General features: G+C 67.7%; 16 protein-coding genes. 7 read left to right on the top strand and 9 right to left on the bottom strand.

Features of this window, described 5'->3' with window-relative positions:
• Positions 1–7: 7 nt before the first annotated feature.
• Both C8C99_RS22755 and surE read right to left on the bottom strand, forming a co-directional pair.
• Entirely contained in the window at positions 8–790 is a 783-nt protein-coding gene (locus C8C99_RS22755; protein ID WP_056639788.1) for a protein-L-isoaspartate(D-aspartate) O-methyltransferase, read from the bottom strand.
• Complete coding sequence (surE, locus tag C8C99_RS22750) at positions 790–1,578, bottom strand: 5'/3'-nucleotidase SurE (protein ID WP_108626966.1); 789 nt, start codon at positions 1,576–1,578, stop codon at positions 790–792. Before surE ends, C8C99_RS22755 begins: the two co-directional genes overlap by 1 nt.
• Before the next feature lie 174 nt (positions 1,579–1,752).
• Here surE and C8C99_RS22745 point away from each other — a divergent pair, with 174 nt between their 5' ends.
• From C8C99_RS22745 to C8C99_RS24255, 5 genes are all read left to right on the top strand, one after another.
• Positions 1,753–2,727, top strand: a complete 975-nt coding sequence (locus C8C99_RS22745; RefSeq protein WP_108626965.1) for an NADPH:quinone oxidoreductase family protein — start codon at positions 1,753–1,755, stop codon at positions 2,725–2,727.
• Positions 2,728–2,884: 157 nt separating this feature from the next.
• Complete coding sequence (locus C8C99_RS22740) at positions 2,885–4,420, top strand: diguanylate cyclase (RefSeq protein WP_056639798.1); 1,536 nt, start codon at positions 2,885–2,887, stop codon at positions 4,418–4,420.
• 139 nt (positions 4,421–4,559) lie between these two features.
• Positions 4,560–6,143, top strand: coding sequence for an alkaline phosphatase (locus tag C8C99_RS22735; protein WP_108626964.1), 1,584 nt, complete (start codon positions 4,560–4,562; stop codon positions 6,141–6,143).
• Between the two features lie 264 nt (positions 6,144–6,407).
• Positions 6,408–8,276 (top strand): gamma-glutamyltransferase family protein, encoded by a 1,869-nt coding sequence (locus C8C99_RS22730; RefSeq protein ID WP_199226482.1) that lies wholly within the window; start codon positions 6,408–6,410, stop codon positions 8,274–8,276.
• 59 nt (positions 8,277–8,335) lie between these two features.
• Positions 8,336–8,974, top strand: coding sequence for a hypothetical protein (locus C8C99_RS24255; RefSeq protein ID WP_233247284.1), 639 nt, complete (start codon positions 8,336–8,338; stop codon positions 8,972–8,974).
• Between the two features lie 146 nt (positions 8,975–9,120).
• On the opposite strand, the gene C8C99_RS22720 is transcribed toward C8C99_RS24255, so the two are convergent.
• The 4 genes from C8C99_RS22720 to C8C99_RS22705 all read right to left on the bottom strand — a co-directional run bounded on the left by C8C99_RS22720 (position 9,121) and on the right by C8C99_RS22705 (position 13,504).
• Positions 9,121–11,070, bottom strand: coding sequence for a diguanylate cyclase domain-containing protein (locus C8C99_RS22720; protein WP_108626963.1), 1,950 nt, complete (start codon positions 11,068–11,070; stop codon positions 9,121–9,123).
• A gap of 79 nt (positions 11,071–11,149) precedes the next feature.
• Positions 11,150–11,905, bottom strand: coding sequence for a sulfite exporter TauE/SafE family protein (locus tag C8C99_RS22715; protein WP_108626962.1), 756 nt, complete (start codon positions 11,903–11,905; stop codon positions 11,150–11,152).
• A gap of 183 nt (positions 11,906–12,088) precedes the next feature.
• On the bottom strand, positions 12,089–12,718 hold the full coding sequence (locus C8C99_RS22710) for a pyridoxamine 5'-phosphate oxidase family protein (RefSeq protein WP_108626961.1): 630 nt from the start codon (positions 12,716–12,718) through the stop codon (positions 12,089–12,091).
• 219 nt (positions 12,719–12,937) lie between these two features.
• A complete protein-coding gene (locus C8C99_RS22705; RefSeq protein ID WP_108627281.1) occupies positions 12,938–13,504 on the bottom strand; it encodes a carboxymuconolactone decarboxylase family protein in 567 nt (188 codons plus the stop codon).
• A gap of 131 nt (positions 13,505–13,635) precedes the next feature.
• Here C8C99_RS22705 and C8C99_RS22700 point away from each other — a divergent pair, with 131 nt between their 5' ends.
• Positions 13,636–14,529, top strand: coding sequence for an AraC family transcriptional regulator (locus C8C99_RS22700; RefSeq protein ID WP_108626960.1), 894 nt, complete (start codon positions 13,636–13,638; stop codon positions 14,527–14,529).
• Positions 14,530–14,860: 331 nt separating this feature from the next.
• Here the strand turns inward: C8C99_RS22700 and C8C99_RS22695 are convergent, their stop codons facing one another.
• From C8C99_RS22695 to C8C99_RS22685, 3 genes are all read right to left on the bottom strand, one after another.
• The gene (locus C8C99_RS22695; RefSeq protein WP_108626959.1) at positions 14,861–16,507 is read right to left on the bottom strand and encodes an acyl-CoA synthetase; all 1,647 of its coding nucleotides are present in this window, start codon (positions 16,505–16,507) and stop codon (positions 14,861–14,863) included.
• 102 nt (positions 16,508–16,609) lie between these two features.
• Positions 16,610–18,277, bottom strand: a complete 1,668-nt coding sequence (locus tag C8C99_RS22690; protein ID WP_233247283.1) for a GGDEF domain-containing protein — start codon at positions 18,275–18,277, stop codon at positions 16,610–16,612.
• 13 nt (positions 18,278–18,290) lie between these two features.
• On the bottom strand, positions 18,291–19,388 hold the full coding sequence (locus C8C99_RS22685) for a PotD/PotF family extracellular solute-binding protein (protein WP_233247282.1): 1,098 nt from the start codon (positions 19,386–19,388) through the stop codon (positions 18,291–18,293).
• Between the two features lie 58 nt (positions 19,389–19,446).
• On the opposite strand from C8C99_RS22685, the gene dnaG reads away from it, so the two are divergent.
• Positions 19,447–21,513, top strand: coding sequence for a DNA primase (dnaG, locus tag C8C99_RS22680; protein ID WP_108626958.1), 2,067 nt, complete (start codon positions 19,447–19,449; stop codon positions 21,511–21,513).
• Positions 21,514–21,726: the final 213 nt, after the last annotated feature.

The following is a 21,726-nucleotide window of genomic DNA, read 5'->3' as shown; positions in this document are numbered from 1 at the left end:
ATTCCCTTTACGCAATCCCCGATTTTAGGGGGACAAAATGCACGGGCTCGAGCACGTTTTGTTTCAATCCGTGCGGGGTTTTGTCGATCACGAGCAACATTTGCTGCCCACCGGACAGCGCCATGGGCGCTACCAGACGCCCCCCCACGGCCAATTGGTCGCACCAGGCCAGCGGCACGGCATCGCCCCCGGCCGCAGCGATGATGGCTGCATAGGGAGCCCCCTTGGCATACCCAAGCATGCCGTCGCCAAACATCAGGTGCACATTGGCCAGACGGAACGGCCGCAGGTTGTCTCGCGCCTTGTCGTGCAGGCCACGCAGGCGCTCCAGCGTGTACACCTCGCGGGCCAGCAGACTCAGCACTGCGGCCTGGTAGCCGCAGCCCGTACCAATTTCCAGCACCCGGCCCAGCCCGCCCTGGCGCGCGCTCTCTGCGCCCAGCAGCAGTTCACACATGCGCGCCACCACACTGGGTTTGGAGATGGTCTGGCCCAGCCCTATCGGCAGGCTGGTGTCCTCGTAGGCCTGATTGACCAGGGCGCTGTCCACAAACCGGTGGCGCTCCACAGCGCCCATGGCCTGCAGCACAGGGGCCAACGTGACGCCGCCCGCCGCCAGCTTTTGCACCATGCGCGCCCGGACGGCCGACGAGTCCAGCCCCACCCCGGCCGGTGCTGGGGCGACGGCTGGCTTGCGCACGGCTGCGGACTGGGACGGCACCAGCGGCTTGCCCACTGCGGCGTTGCCGGATACGGGCAGCTTGGCCGGAAAGCCCGGGCGGCGCTGCATCACGCCCCAGGGGCGGCAGCCGCCCCCGCCGCCAACCGGGCGGCAGTCTGCGCCCAGTAGCCGAGGTTGTCGTGGTCGGTCAGGTCCACCTTCAGCGGCGTGATAGACACATGGCCCTGCGCCGTGGCATGGAAGTCCGTGCCCTCGGCATCGTCCTTGGCGGCGCCAGCGCCGCCGATCCAGTACATGGCTTCGCCCCGGGGGCTTTCCTGCACGATGACGCGTTCTGCTGCGTGGCGGCGCCCCAGGCGGCACAGCTTGGCCGGGCGCAAGGCCTCCAGCGGCATGTTGGGGATGTTCACGTTGAGCAGCCAGGGGGTTTCGTTGACCAGTTGCTGCGCACGCATCTGCGAGACCAGTTCCCGCGCCTTGGCCGCAGCGGTTTCCAGTTCGGCCCAGCCCTTGTCCACCTGCGAGAACGCAATCGCAGGGATGCCAAACAGATACCCCTCCATGGCAGCACCCACAGTGCCGGAATAAATGGTGTCGTCACCCATGTTGGCACCGTTGTTGATGCCCGACACGACTAGATCGGGCCGGTAGCCCAGCAAGCCGGTGAGTGCAATGTGCACGCAATCTGCCGGGGTGCCGTTCACGTAGCGAAAGCCGTTGGCTGCCTTGTGCACGTACAGCGGCGAATGCAGTGTCAGCGCATTGGACTTGGCACTGTTGTTGTGCTCGGGCGCCACGACCTCCACCTCGACCCCGTCGAGGGTCTTGAGCGCGTCATGCAGCGCCACGATGCCGGGTGCCTGGAAGCCGTCGTCATTGGAAATCAGAATCTTCATGGTCTGGGGAGAGGTTGCAACGGATTGTAGGTGGGCAGGCCGTTGCCGCACCGGCGAGCACGCGTGGCGACTCGGGTACGCAGCGGCCCGTCGCTCGTGGGACATCCGGCACGCCAGCGCCCCACCTATCATGCGGACCATCATTGACAAGACCGACCGACAGGAGACTTCCCCATGCATGCCTGGCTTTGCACCAACCCCACCGGCGTCGAGGCGCTCACCTGGACGGAGCTGCCCACCCCCACCCCCAACGCGGGCGAGGTGCTCATCGAGATCAAGGCCGCCAGCCTGAACTTCCCCGACCTGCTCATCGTGCAGAACAAGTACCAGATGAAGCCGCCGCTGCCCTTTGTGCCCGGCTCGGAATACGCGGGTGTGGTGGCCGCCGTGGGCGAAGGCGTCACGCACCTCAAGGTGGGCCAGAACGTGGCCTGCCTGTCGGGCACGGGCGGCTTTGGCACCCACACCGTCGCACCCGCCGCGCTGTGCATGCCCCTGCCTGACGGGTTCTCGCATGTCGATGCGGCCGCTTTCATCATGATCTACGCCACATCGCACCACGCGCTGGTGGACCGCGCCCAGCTCAAGGCAGGCGAGACCGTGCTGGTGCTGGGCGCTGCCGGGGGCGTGGGCACGGCCGCCATCCAGATCGCCAAGGCCATGGGTGCACGTGTGATCGCTGCGGCCTCCAGCGACGAAAAATGTGCACTGTGCACGTCCATCGGGGCCGACGCCACGATCAACTACAGCAAGGACAACCTGCGCGAGGCCATCAAGACCCTCACGGACGGCAAGGGCCCCGATGTGATCTATGACCCCGTGGGCGGCGACTTTGCCGAGCCCGCCTTCCGCTCCATCGCCTGGCGCGGCCGCTACCTGGTGGTGGGTTTTGCCTCGGGCCCCATCCCGGCGCTTCCTTTCAACCTGGCGCTGCTCAAGGGCGCATCCATCGTCGGCGTGTTCTGGGGCGATTTTTCCAAGCGCGAGCCCAAGGCCAACGCCGCCATGATGGGCGAGCTGGCGCAGTGGTACGCGCAGGGCAAGATCAAGCCGGTGATCGACCGCACCATGCCCATGGCCGAACTGCCCGCGGCCTATGCCCACATGGGTTCGCGCGGGGTGATGGGCAAGCTGGTCATGGTGAACTGACGGCCTGCCTGCCCCACTAGAACGTGTTCGCGATCTCGCAGGGGATCGTCTACACGTTCTTAACGGGCACACCCGCCCGGCCCGGTATGCCAGCACTTGCAGCGCCTTGCCTGTGTCACACTTGCGCATTCCAGCCTCCTGACACTGGTGCCCGCCCATGGCCGACCGACCACCTTCCGAGATCGCGCGCGAGACGCTCAAACAGCTGGCCGCACGCCGACTGCCCCCCACGCCAGACAACTACCTCGCGATCTACGATGAAATAGCGGGCGTCCGCAGCCCGCAACCCTTTCCCGAGGGACCGCTGAGCAGCATCCAGCGCGTGTTGCCCGGCCAGACACCCGCCCAAAAGCGCCTGCTGGGACAATTTGAGCGCGCCATCATCACCAGGGACTGGACATCGCTGCAAAGCGTGATGGTGGGGTATGCCAACCTGGGCCTGCATCCGGCCACCGCGTCCAAACCCATCGAAGTTGCCGATGCCCCCTCCGCGCTGGGCGAACTGCCCGCCGAGTTTGCCGAGGCCCTGGCCCGCCTGATCGACAACACCCTGCCCGCGCTGGGCGACGACGACCCCCGCGTCATCGACATGGCGCAGAAGCTCGTCACCTTTCTACGCGAGCCTGCGCCCCTGTTGGCCACCGCGCAGCCCATGCTGGGCAACTTCAGCTACCGCCTGTCGTTTGCCACCGAAGAGCAGGCCTCCATCCGCACCAGCCTGCTGGAGTTGCTGCACATGATCTTCGAGAACATTGCCGTGCTCAGTGTGGACGACCGCTGGCTGCAGGGCCAGGCCGAGGCGCTGATGAGCGCATCGACCCCGCCGCTGACGCTGCGGCGGCTGGACGATGTGCAGCGCCGGCTCAAGGATGTGATCTTCAAGCAGACCGAAGCCAAGGCACGGTCGCTGGAGGCACAGGAGCAGATGAAGGAAATGCTGGCCACCTTCATCGAGCGGCTGGCACGTATCACCGCGTCCAGCACCTCGTACCAGGGTGCGATGGAACGTTGCGCCGACCTGATTGGTAAAGCCAGCACCCTGCAGGAGATTGCCCCGGTGCTGCAGGAGGTGATGACCGCCACCCGGGCCATGGCCCTGGACAGCCGCGTGGCCCACGACGAACTGCAAGACCTGCGCGAGCGCACCGAGGCCAAGCGCGCCGAGGTAGCAAAGCTGCAGGAAGAACTGGACCGCGCCAGCGCTCAGGCCCGCCACGACCCGCTGACCGGCTCGCTCAACCGCAAGGGCCTGGATGAGGCTGTAGAGCGCGAGATTGCCCGTGCCCGCCGCCTGGGCTCGACGCTGTGCCTGGCGCTGCTGGACGTGGACAACTTCAAGACCATCAACGACCGACTGGGCCATGCCGGGGGCGACGCTGCACTGGTGCACCTGGCCCAGGTCACGCGCGAGGTCATGCGGCCACAGGACCTGCTGGCACGCTATGGCGGCGAAGAGTTCGTGATCGTGCTGCCCGACACCACGGCCGAGGCCGGCGTGACCGCCATGACGCGCCTTCAGCGCGAACTGACCACGCGCTTTTTTCTGCAAGGTACCGAGAAAGTGCTCATCACCTTCAGTGCGGGCGTTGCCCAGCTGGGCGACAGCGAGAGCAGCACCGATGCCATCGTGCGGGCCGACCAGGCGATGTACCTGGCCAAGCGCTCTGGCAAAAATCGGGTAATGGCGGCTTGATTACCTCCCCCCTGTGTCGCCTTCGGCGCCTTCCCCCCAGAGGGGGGACGCCACCAGCGCGGCGGGGCGGCCCTTGCGCGGTGACGCTGGCCTGGGCCGTGCCAGTTTTGAGCGCCGCGCGGCGACCCAGCACCCCGCGATGACTCCGCAATTGAGGCGCAGGTTTCTGCGACAAGCAGCCCTGGCTGCCACCGCCACCGCCCTCCCTCGCTGGGCCTGGAGCACCCCGCCCACGCTGCAAAGCAACCCCTTTACCCTGGGCGTAGCTAGCGGCGACCCGGCACCTGATGGCGTGATGCTATGGACACGGCTCTTGCTGACCGACCCTGCGCAGATGCAAGCTGCCCACACCGTGCGATGGGAGGTGGCGCACGACGCAGGCTTTGCCCAAATCGTGCAAAAGGGCGAGGCCCCCGCGCTGCCTGCGCTGGGGCACAGCGTGCATGTGGAGCTGCAGGGCCTGCAACCCGCGCGCTGGTACCACTACCGCTTCATGCTGGGCGACGCGGTGAGCCCCACGGGCCGCACGCGCACCGCGCCTGCGGCGGGCGACCTGCCCGGAGCGCTGCGGGTGGCGTTTGCCTCGTGCCAGCGCTGGGAACATGGGCACTACGCGGCTTGGCGCCATCTGGTCGCCGACCAGCCGGACCTGGTGCTGTTCCTGGGCGACTACATCTACGAATACGCCACCCCCAAAACCACCACCGACCTGGCACGCACCCACAGCCTGCGCCACGCCACCACGCTGGCCGACTACCGCGACCGGTACGCCCTGCACAAGAGCGACCCCGCACTGCAGCTGGCCCACGCCACCTGCCCCTGGGCCGTGACCTGGGATGACCACGAGGTGCAAAACGACTACGCCGCCGATGCAGGCCGCGGCGAGGCTGCGGGCAGCGCCGCCTTTCTGGCCCAGCGCAGTGCGGCGTGGCAGGCGTTTTACGAGAACATGCCGCTGCGCGCGGCCAGCCTACAGCGCCCCGTACTCGACACCCGCTGGGATGCGCTGCAGATTTACCGCCGCCTGCGCTGGGGCCAGCTGGCACACATCCACCTGCTCGACAGCCGCCAGTACCGCAGCTGGCAAGCATGCCGCACGCCCGACGCCAGCAGTGCACCCGCTGTGCGCCCCGCCGACTGCGCCGAGCTGGCCCAGCCACAGCGCAGCCTGTTGGGCAGCTCGCAAGAGCGCTGGCTGGACGCAGGCCTGGCCGCCGATACGGCGAGCGCACAGGCCACGCGCTGGAGCGTGATCGCACAGCAGACCCTGTTCTCACCACGCCACTACCCCTCTGGCACGGTACCCACCGATGCGTGGGACGGTTACCCCGCCGCACGCCAGCGCCTGCTGCAATCCGTGGCCCGGCACACGCCGCGCAATACGGTGCTGCTGGGCGGCGACATCCACCAGAACTACGTCTGCCGCGTGCATGCAGACGCCGCGCGCGCCGACTCGGCCGTGGTGGCCAGCGAGTTCTGCGGCACTTCCATCAGTTCGCGATCGGGCACCACGCAGGCCAAGGTGGACGCCATCGTCCGCCACAACCCGCATGTGCTGCTGGCACGCTGCGACCAGCGCGGCTATGGCCTGGCCGACATCACCCCCGCGCGCTGGACCACCACGCTGCGCGTGGTGGACGACCCGTTGCGCGCTGACAGCGGCGCATCCACGCTCGCCCGGTTTGTGGTGGAAGACGGCCGCGCGGGGCCCCAGGCGGCCTGAGAGGGCGTGGCGCAAGCCTCCAGGCCCGGGAGCCCCTTGTCACTACGCCGCACCAGGGCTCAGAGATGGCCAGAGAACAGCCGCTGACGGTCGGTAACAACTATCTTTTTGATAGCTACTCAGGCATATTGCACTAGCGCTACCGCCACAAAATACATTCAATCGCTGCGCAAACCCCTCCAGCAGCCCCTGGCACGCCCTCGCAGGCTGCAGCAAGGCCCCTTACCATGGCCGCTTCGCTGCTTGCACCCACAGGAGACCCGCATGTCCCCCACTGCCCTGCCTGCCACGTCACCCCTGCGCCGCCCGTTCAGCCGCAACCTGCTGGCCCCTGCGGCCCTCGCCACCCTGGTGGCCCTGGCGGGCTGCGTCAGCGCTCCCTCCCAGTTCGCCTACACCGTGCCCGCACAGCCCGAGGGCTCGTCCGGCTACACCGAAAAGCCGGGCTGGGCCACCGAGAAGTTCGCAGTGGCCGCTGCCAACCCGCTGGCCACCGACGCGGGCTACCAGATCCTCAAGGCCGGTGGCTCGGCCGTCGACGCGGCCATTGCCGTGCAGATGGTGCTGACGCTGGTGGAGCCCCAGTCCAGCGGCATCGGTGGCGGTGCCTTCCTGCTGCACAGCAACGGCAAGGTGGTGGAGGCCTACGATGGCCGAGAGACCGCGCCCGCTGCCGCCGATGAAAAACTCTTCCTGGGCGCCGACGGCAAACCCGTGCCGTTCTACGACGGCGTGGTGGGCGGCCGCTCGGTCGGCGTGCCCGGCACCGTGCGCATGCTGGAAATGGCGCACAAGCAGCACGGCAAGCTGCCCTGGGCCACGCTGTTCCAGCCCGCCATCACGCTGGCCGAAGGCGGCTTCAAGGTCAGCGCGCGGCTGAACACCCTCGTCAAAGCCGACGCCCACCTCAAGAAGGACCCCGTGGCCGCCGCCTATTTCTACAAGGCCGATGGCGACGCGCGCGATGTGGGCGTGAACCTGCGCAACCCCGAGCTGGCCACCGTGCTGCGCCGCATCGCCGCTGAAGGCAGCAAGGCCCTGCACGAAGGCGAGATCGCCCAGGCCATCGTGGACAAGGTGCAAAAGCACCCTACCAACCCCGGCAAGCTCAGCCTGGCCGACATGGCTGGCTACCAGCCCAAGAAGCGCGATGCGCTGTGCCACGACTACCAGGTGGCCAGCAAGGACTACCGCGTGTGCGGCTTTCCGCCCCCCAGCTCCGGGGCCATCGCCATCGGGCAGATCCTGGGCATCCTGAAGAACACCGACGCCGCCGCCAAGCCCCTGCAGGACGGCCTGCCCAGCGCGGACTGGCTGCACCTCTACACCGAAGCCGCCCGCCTGGCCTTTGCCGACCGCGCCCAGTACGTGGCCGACCCCGACTTTGTGCAGCCTCCCGCCGGCAGCTGGACCAGTCTGCTCGCGCCCCCCTACCTGGCCGAGCGCGCCAAGCTCATTGGCACGCAGAGCATGAAGGTTGCCCAGCCCGGCAACCCCGGTGCCGTCAAGACGGGCTTTGCACCCATGCCCAACCAGCCCGAGTACGGCACCAGCCACATCAGCATCGTCGATGCCTTTGGCAACGCCGTGGCCATGACCACCACCATCGAAGACCAGTTCGGTGCGCGGCAGATGGTGACCACGAACGCCGCACGCAGCGGGGGCTTCCTGCTCAACAACGAACTTACCGACTTCAGCTTTGCCCCCACCGACGCCCAAGGCCAGCCCATTGCCAACCGCGTGCAGCCCGGCAAGCGCCCCCGCTCGTCCATGTCGCCCACGCTGGTGTTCGACAAGGCCACGGGCGAGCTGCTGATGAGCGGCGGCAGCCCCGGCGGCGCGGCCATCATCCACTACACGGCCAAGACGCTGTATGGCGTCTTCAACTGGGGCCTGATGCCCCAGCAAGCCATCAACCTGCCCAACTTCGGCTCGATGAACGGCCCCACGCTGCTGGAAGAGAAACGCTTCCCGCCCGCCACGGTCGAAGCCCTGCGCGCCCGGGGCGCCGAGGTGCGCGAGATGAACATGACCAGCGGCCTGCAAGCCATCACACGCGGCCAGGCACATGGCAAAAAGCTGTGGCTGGGCGGGGCTGACCCGCGCCGCGAGGGCGTGGTGATGGGCGACTGAGCGTCTGCGCTGCAACGCTCGCACGCTGGCCTGCACGCGCGCCAGCGAAAATCCCCACCATGAACCTCTACCGATTCATCCCGACACTACCCATGGCCGCGCGCCGGCACCTGTGGCGCGGCTGCCAGGGCGCAACGCTGGCCTGGGCCCTGTGCGTAGCGCCCGCGCAGGCCCAGGTGCGTGAGACTGCGCCACCACCCGCGCAGTGGCCCGCTACGCTGGCGATGGCCGCGCCGTCCCCCTCGCCCACCCCGGCCCCACTGCAACCGCTACCAGCGGGCGTGGAGCTGGGCATGGGCGCGGACGCTTTGCGGGAAGCCGTGCCCAGCGCGGCCCGCGTGCCGCGCCCGCAGCGCCTGGCTGGCGGGCTGGCAGGCCTCTGGAGGCTGGAGCCTGTGGTGATCGCTGGGTTGTCCGGTGCCCAAACCTTCTTCTTCGGCGGGCGAGAGCTGCGGCGGGTCGAATTCGTCGCCGATGCCAGTGACCTGGCCGATGGCGGTGCAGCCGCATTTGGCGCCCTGCTCGCGTTTGGCCGCAGCACCTACGGGCCTGAGACTGCCGCCAACGACCCCAGCGGCACCTATGCCGCATGGACCAGCGGGGGCCTGGAGCTGTACGCCCAGCGCGTGCCCGCACCGCGCGCCACTGTGCGGTGGGTGATCAAGCAAAGCGAGGGTAAGGACGCCAGCGAGCTGTGATGTGCGGCCGGGCCATCGCGCACCCAGCTTTACGCTCCCGACGTCGTGATCTTAGTGAAAAAGGCTGCTAGCGCTTATGAATAAAGCGCTGATAGCTCCCAACTAAATAGCACCAGCATCAGCTGCAAAGCACCACCAGGCGCCTGTCAGCCCAACGGACCTGCGACACCCCCATCGGCCAGCGGGCTCAGTGCGGTGTCGATGCTGAACCGGTTCTTGCCCGCCTGCTTGGCCGCATACATCGCGGCATCGGCCTGGGCCAGCAGTGCATCGGCATCGGCGCCATGGCGTGGGTACAGCGCAGCACCCACACTGGCCGAGATGTGCGCAACAGCCCCCTCCAGCACAAAAGGCTGGTCCATCGCCAACAGCACCTTGCTGGCCACAACCTCGCAGTGGTCTGCCCGCTCGATGGTGGCCAGCACGATGCCGAATTCGTCCCCGCCCAGGCGCGCCACCGTGTCTTCGGCGCGCACGCAGTCTTCCAGCCGCCGGGCCACCTGCTGCAGCAACAGGTCGCCTGCCGCATGGCCCCACTGGTCGTTGACGGACTTGAACCCGTCCAGATCCACATAGAGAACGGCGGCGTGCCGCCCGTGGCGCCGGGCCGTTTCAAGCACCCGCGCCAGGCGGTCGTGGAACATCACGCGGTTGGACAAGCCCGTGAGCGCGTCGTGCAGCGCGTCGTGCGACAGGCGCATCTCCAGCTCCTTGCGCGCGCTGATGTCCTGCGTCACCACCACCAGAAAGTCCGGGTGACCCTGGGCGTCTTTGACGAGGCCCAGCGCTTCATACACCCACAACAGGCCGCCATCCTTGCGCCGGTAGGCCTTTTCCATTTCGGGTGAGAACACGGGCGAGTGGGCCACCAACCGTCGCGCGAGGAAACGGCGCAGGGCTTCGCGCTCGCCCTCGTCGCTCAGTGCAAACAGGTCGCGCTGGCGCAGCTCCTCCAGCGAATAGCCCAGCATGCGGCAGAACTTGTCGTTGGCACGCAGGATGCGGCCCTCCGGCGTGATATGGGCAATGCCGGTGGCTGCCTGGTGGAAGGTGGCGCGGAACAAGCCTTCGCTGGACTCCAGGGCATCGGCCACGGCCCGCTGACGCGCCAGCACCATGATGAGCAGCGCGCCAAAACACAGCAGCGCCACGCTGGCAGCCGCAGCCAGAACCAGGTAGTCAACGCGCCGCTGCATCACCGGCGCCAGCACCTCGTCGGAGGCCGAACCCACCGTCACCATCAACGGGTAGCCCGCCATGCTGCGGTAGCTGAGGATGCGCGGCACACCGTCCACCGCGCCTGCGTCATCGATCAGTTCGCCTTCGGGATCCTGCGTGCGGTGCTGAAACCAGGGCAGGCCCCGTGCATCGGCGCCAAAGCTGGTTTGGCCCCCCGCCTTACGGCCGCGCACCACACCGTCCAGCCCCGCCAGTTCCAGCAGCCCCTGCGCGCCCAGGTCGGCCTGGCGGTAAAAGTCGGTGAAGTTCGTTGGGTCCACCGACATCACCACCACGCCGCCAAAGCGCCCCCCCTCGCTCACGATGCGCAGCGCCATCGGAATGCGCCACCGGCCCGAGACACGGCCCAGCACGGGCTCGCTCACAAACAGGTCATCGCGATCACTGGCCCGCAGTGCCTTGAAGAAGGCGCGGTCGCTGTAGTTGACGGCCCCGGTCTCCTGGCTGCTGCTGACGATGTCGCCCTGGTCGTTGACTACGCTGATGATGGTGAACATGGGCTCGCGGACCACCCCCCGCTCCACCCAGTCGCGCAGGTCGATGTCGGTGCCCTGCTGCAGGTATTGCTCGCGCACAAAGGCGGCCACCTGCTCGGCCGCCTTGAGGGTGCGGAACACCTGCTGCTCGAAGGCAATCGCCAGGTTGGCGTTGGACTGCATGGCCGAGGCCACAGCCTGCTCGCGCTCGAACGCCACGCGCTGCAGCGTGACCAGCCACAAGCCCGCCACGGCAACGATGCAGCCCAGCGCAATCGCCAGGCTCAGCGGCGTGGCGAGGCGATAGCGGCGACGCGGCGCCCCGGCCTCAAGACGGTCGTTCGCGCCCGGTGGCCGCGTGGTGTCATCTTTTTGCTCCATGCACCTCGCAATGTAGCGGGGCATGTGCGGCAAGTCGACAACAGGATGGCCACCGGGGGCGGCCCACGCACATGGAACCCTACGCCAGCCGCACCAGCACCTTGGGCAGACTGGCCACCAGCATCGCTACGCCCGACAAGGTCAACATGCCCAGCACGATCTGCCGGAACCGCACATCGCTGATACCGTGGTACAGACGCGCACCCAGCAGCACAGGCACCAGCATGGCGGGCACCACGATGGCCAGCAGTGGCAGCGCCTCGCGGGTGACCAGGCCGGTGGCCAGGTAGGTGATGAAGGTCACCAGCAGCATGGCCAGGTTGAAGTTCTGGATGACGGCGCGCTGCACGTCCTTGTCCAGGCCACGCAAGGTGCACCACAGCGTGGGCAGCACGCCGGTGAAGCCGCCCAGCCCGCCCATCACGCCGCCCGCCATGCCCACCAGCGCGTCGGCCACGCGCCCGCCGCGCGTGATGCGGGGCAACTGCTTGGCCATCAGCATCGCCGGGCACCACAACACCAGCAGCGTGCCCAGGATGGCCTTGAACGCGTCCATGTCCAGCCGGGGCAACACAGCCACCCCGATGGGGATGCCCACCAGGCCACCCAGCACAAAGGGCAGCAGGCGCACCCGGTCAAACCCCCGACGTACCGTGGCCGCCGCCACCAGCTGGCCGGTGAGCGCGCCGCACACCGCCAGCAGCGCGGCCAGGCGGGGTTCCAGCGTCCAGGCCCAGAACGACATGGCGACCATGCCAAAACCAAAACCCGACAGCCCCTGCACAAACCCGGCGGCCACTGCGCCCAGGGCCACGATCAACAGCACGGAATCCATGTCTCCCCCTCACTTGGTGTGAACATGCGCGGGGGCTGGCTTCAAGCCCCACGGAGCCCCACGCTCCTTAAGCATCTGCGTGTTCGGCCGCTGAGCCCATGAAGCGCAAGCCCTGCGCACCCAGCCGCCATTGTGTGCGCTGGCGGCGGGGGCAGCGCTGTGGCGGCGGATCGCAGGGCCCGTTCAATACAGCGTGGCCTGCTGGCGCGCTGGCAGCTCGCGGTCGTAGGTCACACCGTCAAACTCGCCCTGCGTGATGGACGCCAGAATGGCGCCCGGAGTGGGCACGGGGCGCGCGGTGCCAGGCGGCACGGCATCCCACAGGCGCGAGCGCTGAATGGCGCGGGCGCACTGGAAGTACACCGCCTGCACATCGACCACGATCACACATTTGGGGGGCTGGCCATTGACCACAAACCGCGCCAGCAGGTCGGGCGCGACGCTGATGCGCGCGTGGCCATTGACGCGCAGCGTCTCACCCACGCCGGGGATGAGGAACAGCAGCGCCACGCGCGGGTCGGCCACAATGTTGCGCAGGCTGTCGGCGCGGTTGTTGCCACGGCGCTCGGGCAGCAGCAGGGTCTTGTCGTCCAGCAGTTGCACAAAGCCGGCCGGGTCGCCGCGCGGCGAGGCGTCCAGCCCGCCGGGGCCGGTGGTGGCCAACACGGCGAAGGGCGACGTCGCGATCATGGCGCGGTAAGCGGGGTGCACATAGGGCAGTTCTTTGTAGACGGACGCATCGCTCAGCGGGCCCAGCAGGGCCTCCAGACGTGGCAGGGTGTCGATGGCGTGCGCGTCGTGGGCGGGGGTCATGGGGGCGGCTTCCTTCGGGTGGGGTGGCAAGGGAGCGGCCATGGTGCAGCAGGCCTGCCGGGCTGACAAACGACTTTGCAGCCGGTGATGCGTGCAGAAAACGCACGCATCGGCATCGTCGCCATGGATGCGCCCCAAGCCCTGCCCCAAAGCCCGCGACGGCATCCGTTGGGGAGGTGGGCATCCAGCCTACGGGCCAGATACGCACCGCCCCATCGTTCAGCGCGCCGGGCGCAGCTTGACGCCGGGGAAGTCCACCGGCACGGCCAGCGCCACGTTCACGTAGTTGGTGAAAAGGTTGAGCGCCACGTGGGCCACGATCTCGACGATCTGCTCGTCGTTCACGCCCTGGTCACGCAGGGCCTGCACATCGGCCGCATCGACCTGGCCGCGTTCGTTGACCAGTTGCAGCACAAAGCGCAGCACGGCCGCCGTGCGCGGGTCGGCCGACTCGCCCGACTGCGCGGCGGCCAGCGCCTCGCCACTCACACCCGCCTTGCGGCCCAGTGCGGTGTGGGCGGCCAGGCAGTAGTCGCAGGCATTGCGGTTGGCCACGGCCACGGCGATCTGCTCGCCCAGGGCGGCGCCGATCACGCCGCCGCCCAGCGCGCCAAACGCCCCCCACATGCTTTGCAGCGCGGCGGGCGAATTGGCCACGGCACGGAACATGTTGGGTGTGGCGCCAAAGGCTCCGTGGACCTGGTCGAGCACGGCGCGCACAGTGCCCGTGGCGGCGTTGCGGTCGACGAGGGGGACACGGGCGACGGAGGAAGAAGTAGCGGACATGGTGTGTTCCTTGAAGGTCATGAAGGGTTGGTGAGAACTTGTGCCTGTTCTCGGCACCCCTGCAGTGTCCGGCGCCATCGAGTACCATTAGGCACATAAAATCCACAATTCGTACCAAATCATCCAAAACCATGCCGCCAAGCGTTCCTACACCCGCGCAGGCCTCCACCCCGCTCGACCGGTTGTCGCCGCTGCTGGAGCGGTTTCGGGTGCGGGCGCACCTGTTCCACCACGGGCCGCTGTGTGGCGTGACGCACTTTGCGGCGGCGCCGGGCCGGGGCTTTTTACATGTGCTGCGCCGGGGCGAGATGGTGGTCACGCACCAGCCCCAGGCGGGCCCGCCCGAGCGGCTTCAGGTGTGCGAGCCCAGCCTGCTGTTCTATGCCCGGCCGCTGGAGCACTTCTTTCACAACGCGCCCACCGAGGGTTCGGACTTCACCTGCGCTGCGCTGGACTTTGATGGCGGCGCCAGCCACCCGCTGGCGCGCGCCCTGCCCCCGCTGGTGGTGCTGCCGCTGGGCGCGGTGGACGGGCTGCAGCAGTCGCTGGACTTGCTGTTTGCCGAAACCGACCGCCTGCGCTGCGGCCACCGCGTGCTGGCCGACCGTTTATTTGAAGTGGTGCTGCTGCAGCTGCTGCGCTGGCTGCTGGACCACCCGCAGCAGGCGCAGATGCCCCCTGGCTTGCTGACGGGCCTGGCCGACCCGCAACTCTCGCGCGCCCTCACGGCCCTGCACGAGACGCCCGGCGACCCATGGAGCCTGGCGCAGATGGCGCAGCAGGCGGGCATGTCGCGCAGCGCGTTTGCCGCACGCTTCAAGGCCGTGGTGGGGGACACGCCAGCCGACTACCTCGCGCACTGGCGGCTGACGCTGGCACAGGCCCACCTGCGCGCGGGCCGGTCGCTCAAGTCCATCGCCCACGAACTGGGCTATGCCAACCCCTCAGCGCTGTCGCGCGTGTTTGCGCAAAAGCTGGGGATGTCAGCGCGGGACTGGCGCGAGGCGGTGGACGAAGGGCGCTGACACGCAGCCCTGGCAGCGCCGCAGGGGCACCCAGGAGCCCCTGGCCCCGGTTTTCAAGCCAAAAGCGGCGGATGCGCTAGTGGAATATGCGCCACCAGCTATCAATTGGATAGCATATTGATAAACCACCGCGCGCGGCCCTACCCTGCAAGGCGCCAGGGTTCCTCTGCACGAATCGAGCGGTAAGTGCGCGCTGCGGATCGGGATGGGCTGCAAGGCGCAAAGCGCAGCAATAGCCTTAGCTATTGCGAGCATTTGCAACGCGGCAGGCCGCCCGAGTCCGCAGATGCGCACGGCGCGGTGATTTGTGCAGAGGATCCCTATTGCCCTCTCAGACGTTGATGGCTGCTGCCGACCCGGCCTGCTTGCGCAGCTCGAACTTCTGGATCTTTCCGGTGCTGGTCTTGGGCAGCTCGCCAAAAACCACGGCGCGCGGCACCTTGAACCCCGCCAGGTGCTTCTTGCAGTGCGCCACGATGTCTTCGGGCGTGGTCTGTGCACCGGCCTTCAGTTCCACAAACGCGCAGGGCGTCTCGCCCCACTTGGGGTCGGGCTTGGCCACCACGGCGGCGGCCAACACGTCAGGGTGGCGGTAAAGCACGTCTTCCACCTCGATGGACGAGATGTTCTCGCCGCCCGAGATGATGATGTCCTTGCTGCGGTCCTTGATCTTGATGTAGCCGTCGGGGTACTGCACGGCCAGGTCGCCGCTGTGGAACCAGCCGCCCGCAAAGGCCTCGTCGGTGGCCTTGGGGTTCTTGAGGTAGCCCTTCATGGCGATGTTGCCCTTGAACATGATCTCGCCCATGGTTTCGCCGTCCTGCGGCACGGGCTGCATGGTCTCGGGGTCCAGCACGCGCACGTCGCGCTCCAGGTGGTAGCGCACGCCCTGGCGGGCATTGAGGCGGGCGCGCTCGCCAATGTCCAGGGCATCCCAGGCCTCGTGTTTGGCGCACACGGTGGCCGGGCCGTACACCTCGGTCAGGCCGTACACATGGGTCAAATCGAACCCCATCTTTTCCATGCCTTCGATCATCGACGCCGGTGGCGCGGCGCCCGCCACCATGGCCTTGACGCCTGCAGGAACGCCCGCCTTCATGGCCTCGGGCGCATTCACCAGCAGCCCGTGCACGATGGGTGCGCCGCAGTAGTGCGTGACACCGTGGTGGCGGATGGCGTCGAAGATGGCCTGTGCGTCCACTCGGCGCAGGCACACGTTGACACCCGCGCGCGCCGCAATGGTCCACGGAAAGCACCAGCCGTTGCAGTGGAACATGGGCAGCGTCCACAGGTACACCGCGTGCTTGGGCATGTCCCACTCCAGCACGTTGCTGATGGCGTTGGTGGCGGCGCCCCGGTGGTGGTAGACCACGCCCTTGGGGTTGCCGGTGGTGCCGCTGGTGTAGTTGAGCGCAATCGCGTCCCACTCGTCGGCGGGCAGGCTCCAGGCAAAGGCCGCATCGCCGCTGGCCACAAAGGCTTCGTAGTCGGTGCCGCCCAGGCTTTGCACGGCGGGGCCGTAGAGGGCGTCCTGCACCTCGACCACGCGCAAGGGCGTGGTGGCGGTGCGCAGGGCCAGTGCCTTGGCCATGGTGCCGCTGAACTCCGGGTCCACGATCACGGCCTTGGCCTCGCCGTGGTCCAGCATGAAGGCGATGGCCTCGGGGTCCAGCCGGGTGTTGAGGGTGTTGAGCACGGCGCCTGCCATGGGCACGCCAAAGTGCGCCTCCACCATCGGGGGCGTGTTGGGCAGCATCACGGCCACGGTGTCGTTCTTGCCGATGCCGGCCTGGGTCAGCGCGCTGGCCAGCTGGCGGCAGCGTGCGTAGGTCTGGGCCCAGGTCTGGCGCAAATCACCGTGCACGATGGCCAGGCGGTCAGGGTAGACCTCGGCCGTGCGTTCGATGAACGACAGGGGCGACAGGGCGGCAAAGTTGGCTTCGTTGCGGGGCAGGTGCTGGTCAAAGATGGAGGTCATGGGTCAGTGCAAGAAGGTGAACGACACACAGCCTAGCGCCGCAGGCTGACACGAAAGCAACACGGGCCGGCGCGTGGGCAAGGTTGGTCGCAGCACGCCGCCTCACAGCTTTCGCTTGTGGCCTTGCTTGATGCGGTACATGGCCGCGTCGGCGCTGGCCATGAGTGCGCGCGCGTCCTGTGCATCGCGGGGGAACAGGCTCAGGCCAATACTGGCACGCACGGCCAGGGGCTCGCCGTCGATGGCAAGCGGCGGCTCGAACGCATGCTGCAGCTTGGTCACGATCTGCAGCGCAGCCTCTTCGGAATCCACGTTTTCGCACAGCACCGTGAACTCATCCCCGGCGAGCCGGGCGACGGTGTCCACCTGCCGCACGGCGCCCACGATGGTGCGGGCCACCGCCTGCAGCACCATGTCGCCCACGGCATGCCCGCGCGTGTCGTTGATGGCCTTGAAGTCGTCCAGGTCCACGAACAGCAGGGCACAGCTGCGGCCGCTGCGGCGCGACAGCTCCAGCACCTGGGCCAGGCGCTGCTCGAACATGCGGCGGTTGGGCAGGCCGGTGAGCGCGTCGTGGTGTGCCAGGTGGGCCATGGCGTCGCGGCTCAGGTTCAGCTCGGCCAGCTGGCGGCTGATCTGCCGCTCCATGTCCTGGAAGCTGCGGGCCAGCTCGCCCACTTCGTCGCCCCGGTGCACCGGCAGCGCGCCATGGGACTCCCCGCGCGAAAACGCCTGCGCCGCCCTCACCATGGCCTGCAGCGGCTGGGCGACCAGGCGCGACACCCCGGCCGCCAGGGCCACGCCCACCACGCTGAGTACCAGCAAGATCTTGAGGATGCTGCGCCCCAGGTCCAGCACCTCGCCCTGCACCACCGCCAGCGGCTGCGAGAGTCCCACCACCATGAAGCGCCCCTCGTCCTCATTGCCAAAGGGCATGCGCACAAACGCAAAGACGCGCGCCTCTTCGTCGTCGGTACCGGGTTGGCTGAGCACCGCCTCTTCGGCTCGCCCCTCGACCAGCGCCGCTACCTGCGGGAACGACTCCTGGATCAGGATGCGCTGGCCCCGGTCAAAGCCGAAGGTCTGCGCGGCGTCCGGGTGCACCAAAAAGTCGCCCCAGCGGTTGCCCAGATAAAACCCGTAGGGCGTGGGCAAGGCAGCATTGAAGTTGTGCAGGAACGGCGCGGCCGCCACCCGCACCACCACCACGCCCCGCAGCTGGCCTGCCTGCACCACGGGCGACGCCATGTTGAACACGGGCACGGCAGCCTCCTGCGCGGCGTCTTCGTGGTTGATGCCGAATTCGGACACATACACCTCGCCATCGGGCAGGCTGAGGGCCTCGAACACGAACGGGAAGTGCGACTTCTCCTGCAGCAGGTCATCGGGCACGCGCACCAGCTTGTCGCCCTGGCGGTCGATGCGCACCAGCTCCAGCCCATAGTCTTTGGCGCTGATGAAGCGGATTTGCAGGTACGAGGGGTGGGCCTGCAGGTTGGCTTTGAACAGGTCGGCCAGCCGCGCCTGGTCTTGCTCGACGGCAGCGGCGTCGGCCAGAAAGGCCGTGTCGCGCGCCACCGTGCCAAAACCCGCCTGCATGTGGCGCGCCAGCACCTGTGTGGTGGCCAGCAGCGAGCGTTCGGCCCGCCCCTGCAGGCGCTCACGGCTCGAGTCAAACGTGTAGTAGCCCGCCAGAATGGCCGCGAACACGCTGAAGGAGGCCAGCAGGGCCCCCAACCTCAGCGCGATGCTCCATTTCATGCGGGCCATGGGTCAGGACCGATCAGAACCGGTTGGGTCGGTCGCCCGACACGATGCGCTGCCACAGCCGCGCGCGCAAGGCTTCGTCTTCCACCGGCTCCAGCCACACGATGGGGCCCATCGGCACATCGCCCGCCAGCGCCGGTGGCTCGTCCAGGGTGTTGGCCAGTCCCTGGCGCCGCGTGAATTCACGGCTCACAGCGGGGTCGAGCATGTAGTTGATCCACTCGGCGGCCAGGTCCACCTGGGTGGAGCGGCGGGTGATGGCCCAGCAGTCCAGCCAGGCCAGCGCGCCCTCCTTGGGCACCACATAGCCCACATCCAGCCCCGCGTCGCGCAGCTGCTTGAGCTGCTGCTGGCCGTAGTTGGCATGCATCACGGCCACCTTGTGCTTGCGAAACAGCTCCACCGACTCTTCCGGCAGGCTGTAGAACGACCGCACGTTGCGCCGCAGGGCAACCAGGTCCTTGGCCAGCGGGCTGAAACGGTCGGCATCGATGCGAAACGGCGGCAGGCCGCGGCGCATGGCCGCCAGCGAAAAGCCGTGGCTGCTGCCGTCAAACGCCAGCACCTTGCCCTGCCAGCGCGGGTCCCACAGCACGGCAATCGACTGCGGCGGCGCGCTGAACTGCTGCCGGTCATACACCAGCCCCATTTCGGAATAGGTAAAGGGCATGGCATAGACCTCGCCCCGCCAGCCAATGCCCGAGATGGTGTGCAGCTGGCGAAACCGGGGCAGTTGCCCTGCGGTGTTGCGGATGTTGCTCAGCGGCAACGGCGCGAGCTTGTCATGCAGGATCAGCCGCGCGATTTCTGCGGTGTTGGCGGCCACCAGGTCAAAGCCCGGCCCGTCCGTGCTGTCCATCTTGGCGCGCAAAACATCGTCCGACGCTACCGTGGTGATCTCGACCTTGACCCCATGGCGCTTCTCGAACACCGCCACAAAGTCCGGGTCGGCATAGCCCGGCCAGGCCAGCACCCGGAGCACCGTCGCGGCCTGGGCGGCCCCCGGCTGCAGCAACGCGAGCCCTGACAGGGCCAGCAACAGCCCGGGCAGGCTGGCGCGCCACCTGTGCAGCGCCCTGCCCACCAACGCCCGCCCACATGCCGCGAACCCCATGCCAAAAGCCTTTCCAGCAATAACTGGTTACAAAGAGTTTACGCGGACAATAGGCCGTGTGACGATCCCTCAGTCTTTCATTCAGGAACTGCTCACCCGTGTGGACGTGGTGGATATCGTGGGGCGCTACGTGCAGCTCAAGAAGGGCGGCGCCAATTTCATGGGGCTGTGCCCCTTCCATGGGGAGAAATCGCCATCCTTCAGCGTCAGCCCCGCCAAGCAGTTCTATCACTGCTTTGGCTGCGGCAAGAACGGCAACGCCATCAGCTTTCTGATGGACCACGCGGGCATGGGGTTTGTCGAGGCGGTGCAGGACCTGGCCCAGAGCGTGGGCCTGCAGGTGCCCGATGACGACATCTCCCCGCAAGAAAAGGAACGGGCCGCCGCCGCACGCCAGAAGCAGGCCACACTGAACGATGTGCTCGAAAAAGCCGCCGACGCCTACCGCCGCCAGCTGCGCGAGTCGCAGCGCGCCATTGGCTACTTCAAGGGTCGGGGCGTCTCGGGCGCGGTGGCCAAGCGCTACGGCCTCGGCTACGCCCCCGAGGGATGGCGCAGCCTGGCGAGCGTGTTTCCGAGCTACGACGACCCGCTGCTGGAGGAAAGCGGCCTGGTCATCGTCAACGACGAAGACGGCGGCAAGCGCTACGACCGGTTTCGCGACCGGGTGATGTTCCCCATCCGCAACGTCAAGGGCGAATACATCGGCTTTGGCGGCCGGGTGCTGGGGGACGACAAGCCCAAGTACCTCAACTCCCCCGAAACCCCGGTGTTCCATAAGGGGCGCGAGCTGTACGGTCTGTTCGAGGCCCGCACGCCCATCCGCGAGGCCGGGTACGCGCTGGTCACCGAAGGCTACATGGACGTGGTGGCACTGGCCCAGCTGGGCTTTCCAAACGCGGTGGCCACGCTGGGCACGGCCTGCACGCCCGAGCATGTGCAAAAGCTGCTGCGGTTTACCGACGCAGTGGTGTTCAGCTTTGACGGCGACAGCGCTGGGCGGCGTGCCGCGCGCAAGGCGCTGGACGGCGCCCTGCCCCACGCCACCGACACGCGCAGCATCAAGTTTCTGTTCCTGCCCGCTGAGCATGATCCGGACAGTTTCATCCGCGAGCACGGTACGGAGGCCTTTGCACGCCATGTCGAGCAAGCGACGCCGCTGAGCCGCTTCCTGGTCGAATCAGCCAGCGAAGGCTGCGACCTGGCCACCGCCGAGGGCCGCGCCCACATGGCCAGCAACGCACGCCCACTGTGGACGGCGCTGCCGGACGGCGTGCTCAAGCGCCAGCTGCTGGGCGAGCTGGCTGAGCTGACCCAGCTCAATGCCCGCGACCTGTCAGACCTGTGGGGCCAGGCCGCCGCCCGCGATGGCCTGCGCGCCGCCCACCACGCGCCCCCGCAGCGCCAACAACCCCGCCCAGCTGCGGATGACGCCCCCAGCTGGGATGCCCCGCCCGACGCCGATGGCTGGCAGCCCCACACCGAGTCGGCAGGCCCCGCCTACGACCCCGCCTACGACCCCGGATACGGCGGCTACAGCAACCAGGGCGGCTACGGAGGCCAAAGCAGCTATGGGGGCAGCAAGCCCCCATTTCGCAAAGGGGGCGACTGGAAAAGCGGCGGAGGATGGAAAAAGCGCGACAAGGACGCCCCGTGGCCGCCCCAACCCCGCCTGCCTCGCACACCGGCCATGAGCCGCGCCGACCACGCCGCGCGGCTGCTGCTGTCGCACATGGCATTTCTGGAAGAGCTGACGCACGACGACCACACCACACTGGCGGCCCAGCCGGGGTCCCATGGGCCGCTGTTCGCGTGGCTGGAAGCGCAGTTCCATGAGCATGGCCCCCTGGCCTGGGCCGTGCTGCGCGAGAGCCTGCGCGACCACGAGTGCGAAGAGCTGGCCGTCAAGGTGATGACCGGCTCGCACGCGCAGACCGAGGGCGAACTGCACGAATTGCGGCTGGAGCTGCGCGACTTGCTCACCCGCATGCAGATCGAAGACATCAAGGAGCAGCAAAAAGTGCTGGTGCTGCAAGTAGCACAAGACCCGTCAGCCCTGGAGCGCTACCGAGCGCTGGCCGAAAAGCGCAAGGAATTGGAGCAAATAGCGCCAAAAGCCGCTTGAATCGGGCGCTGGCGGTATAATATAAGGTTAGTTATTGGCAAGAGCGACAGCAGCACCTCCGAGCCGGGCCACCGTGACAAACGCGCACCTATGCGCTGATGGGCCCACTTATCGCAAGGACTGCACACCAAATGATCGCCCAGACATCTTGCCGCTGAGGGTGTCCCCTCCAGGCGCAAAGCCCTTGTTGCTTTGCGTTGCCACCCGCGCCGG

It is taken from the genome of Acidovorax sp. 107 (assembly GCF_003058055.1).
Classification (GTDB): domain Bacteria; phylum Pseudomonadota; class Gammaproteobacteria; order Burkholderiales; family Burkholderiaceae_C; genus Acidovorax.
Note: the sequence above shows the minus strand (reverse complement) of the source record. Positions and strands in the feature narration are given on the sequence as shown.

Excerpts from the sequence above, each read along its gene's own strand:
- C8C99_RS22755 (WP_056639788.1), bottom strand. The coding sequence starts at position 790 with ATGCAGCGCCGCCCGGGCTTTCCGGCCAAGCTGCCCGTATCCGGCAAC.
- surE (WP_108626966.1), bottom strand. The coding sequence starts at position 1,578 with ATGAAGATTCTGATTTCCAATGACGACGGCTTCCAGGCACCCGGCATC.
- C8C99_RS22745 (WP_108626965.1), top strand. The coding sequence starts at position 1,753 with ATGCATGCCTGGCTTTGCACCAACCCCACCGGCGTCGAGGCGCTCACC.
- C8C99_RS22740 (WP_056639798.1), top strand. The coding sequence starts at position 2,885 with ATGGCCGACCGACCACCTTCCGAGATCGCGCGCGAGACGCTCAAACAG.
- C8C99_RS22735 (WP_108626964.1), top strand. The coding sequence starts at position 4,560 with ATGACTCCGCAATTGAGGCGCAGGTTTCTGCGACAAGCAGCCCTGGCT.
- C8C99_RS22730 (WP_199226482.1), top strand. The coding sequence starts at position 6,408 with ATGTCCCCCACTGCCCTGCCTGCCACGTCACCCCTGCGCCGCCCGTTC.
- C8C99_RS24255 (WP_233247284.1), top strand. The coding sequence starts at position 8,336 with ATGAACCTCTACCGATTCATCCCGACACTACCCATGGCCGCGCGCCGG.
- C8C99_RS22720 (WP_108626963.1), bottom strand. The coding sequence starts at position 11,070 with ATGGAGCAAAAAGATGACACCACGCGGCCACCGGGCGCGAACGACCGT.
- C8C99_RS22715 (WP_108626962.1), bottom strand. The coding sequence starts at position 11,905 with ATGGATTCCGTGCTGTTGATCGTGGCCCTGGGCGCAGTGGCCGCCGGG.
- C8C99_RS22710 (WP_108626961.1), bottom strand. The coding sequence starts at position 12,718 with ATGACCCCCGCCCACGACGCGCACGCCATCGACACCCTGCCACGTCTG.
- C8C99_RS22705 (WP_108627281.1), bottom strand. The coding sequence starts at position 13,504 with ATGTCCGCTACTTCTTCCTCCGTCGCCCGTGTCCCCCTCGTCGACCGC.
- C8C99_RS22700 (WP_108626960.1), top strand. The coding sequence starts at position 13,636 with ATGCCGCCAAGCGTTCCTACACCCGCGCAGGCCTCCACCCCGCTCGAC.
- C8C99_RS22695 (WP_108626959.1), bottom strand. The coding sequence starts at position 16,507 with ATGACCTCCATCTTTGACCAGCACCTGCCCCGCAACGAAGCCAACTTT.
- C8C99_RS22690 (WP_233247283.1), bottom strand. The coding sequence starts at position 18,277 with ATGGCCCGCATGAAATGGAGCATCGCGCTGAGGTTGGGGGCCCTGCTG.
- C8C99_RS22685 (WP_233247282.1), bottom strand. The coding sequence starts at position 19,388 with ATGGGGTTCGCGGCATGTGGGCGGGCGTTGGTGGGCAGGGCGCTGCAC.